This is a genomic window from Fulvivirga aurantia (assembly GCF_009711475.1).
In the GTDB taxonomy this organism is placed as follows: Bacteria; Bacteroidota; Bacteroidia; order Cytophagales; family Cyclobacteriaceae; genus Fulvivirga; species Fulvivirga aurantia.
Window position 1 is genome coordinate 1 of record NZ_SMMD01000292.1, and the last position, 1,586, is coordinate 1,586.

Below are 1,586 nucleotides of genomic sequence, written 5' to 3' on the forward strand. Positions count from 1 at the left end.
ATAAACACAACGAGCGTATTGCTACTATGACATTTGCTTCTGTTTACCCTCATTATATTACTAAGGTGGAGAAAAAAGGCAGAAGTATAGAAGAACTACATGAGGTCATAGAATGGTTGACAGGTTTTAATGATAAGAAACTAGAAGAGCTTATTCAAAGTAAGGCTACATTTGAGTCATTCTTTGAACAAGCGACACTAAATCCTAATGCCGATTTAATTAAAGGGGTGATATGTGGCTACAGGATTGAAGAAATAGATAACGAACTCACGCGCCAGGTAAGGTACCTCGATAAGCTGGTCGATGAGCTGGCTAAAGGACGAAAGATGGAAAAAATTCTGCGCACAGCCTAGCTGCTCAATAATAATCACTATAACACAAATGCCCTTACAATGAAAAAACCCTATCTAGGCCTTAGAACTGCAATTTATTATGTACCTAATCTCAACGAAGCTAAAGAGTGGTATGCTAAAGCTTTTGAGACACAACCTTATTTTGATGAACCGTTTTATGTCGGCTTCAACATAGGAGGTTACGAATTGGGTCTGTTGCCTACCGAAAACAAATCGGAGGAGAAGTCGGAGGCAGTGGTTGCTTATTGGGGTGTAAATGACGCACAAGCATCTTACGATCAGCTTCTTGCTCATGGTGCCTCCTCCCATGGTAAGCCCACTGACGTGGGTGGTGGTATTATCACTGCAGAAGTCAAAGACCCTTATGGCAACGTAATCGGCATAATCCACAATCCTCATTTTAAGTTAGAAGGTTAATATGCCTGAAGCACCTCAATGCCACTTGTGTAAGGGTGCTTCACAGCCCTTTTTCGAGGATAGGGCAAGAATATATTATAAGTGTGAAAAATGCAATGGTGTTTTGGTTGCAAAATCAGACTTCATCAATCCCAGTAAGGAAAAGTATCGCTACACCACGCACAACAACGATGTAAACGATCCTGGGTATCAAAAATTTGTTTCTCCAATCACTAGTTACGTTTTAAGTAACCTAACCCAGAATGCCAAGGGATTAGATTATGGTGCAGGTCCTGGGCCTGTTATCACAAAATTGCTAAGAGATCAGGGGTATGACATTACCACCTATGACCCATATTTCGACAATAATCAAGATGCCTTAAAACGAGAATATGATTACATAGTATGCTGCGAGGTTATGGAGCACTTTCATGACCCAGCCGCTGAGTTTAAGTTTTTGTATAACCATCTACTACCAGGTGGTCACCTTATCTGCATGACAGATCTTTTTACGGAGCAGCTTAATTTTGAAAAGTGGTACTACAAAAACGATCTTACCCATGTGTTTTTTTACCATGAGGATAGCTTAAGCTTCATTAAGGAAAATTATGGTTTTCGTAAGCTCACTGTAGATAATCGATTGATTGTTTTTGAGAAATAAATACGAGCTGTTAGCTTTTAGTCATGAGCTTTGAGCTTCTATCTCACCTGACTTATTCGTCAGACCACTTTGAGTGGTCTGACGAGTGTTCTCAATCAATATTTATTCCGCTGTAAAATGAGCAACCCTCTCCTTTTTGTCATTCCTGACGTAGTGCAGCGGAGATCAGGAATCTC

Annotated in this window: 3 protein-coding genes; all 3 read left to right on the forward strand. The window is 40.2% G+C overall.

The genetic code is table 11. The features are described from left to right. A partial coding sequence (locus E1176_RS01240; RefSeq protein WP_155208767.1) for a DUF2200 domain-containing protein occupies positions 1–353 on the forward strand: 353 nt, incomplete at its 5' end. Between the two features lie 39 nt (positions 354–392). Next, positions 393–770 carry a VOC family protein gene (locus E1176_RS01245; RefSeq protein WP_155208768.1) on the forward strand — a complete coding sequence of 126 codons (378 nt, stop codon included), beginning with the start codon at positions 393–395 and terminating at the stop codon, positions 768–770. Positions 771–873: 103 nt separating this feature from the next. Beyond that, entirely contained in the window at positions 874–1,410 is a 537-nt protein-coding gene (locus tag E1176_RS01250; protein WP_246205905.1) for a class I SAM-dependent methyltransferase, read from the forward strand. Positions 1,411–1,586: the final 176 nt, after the last annotated feature.

Bases quoted from the DNA above. Each gene is read 5' to 3' on its own strand.
- E1176_RS01245 (WP_155208768.1), top strand. From the start codon at position 393: ATGAAAAAACCCTATCTAGGCCTTAGAACTGCAATTTATTATGTACCT.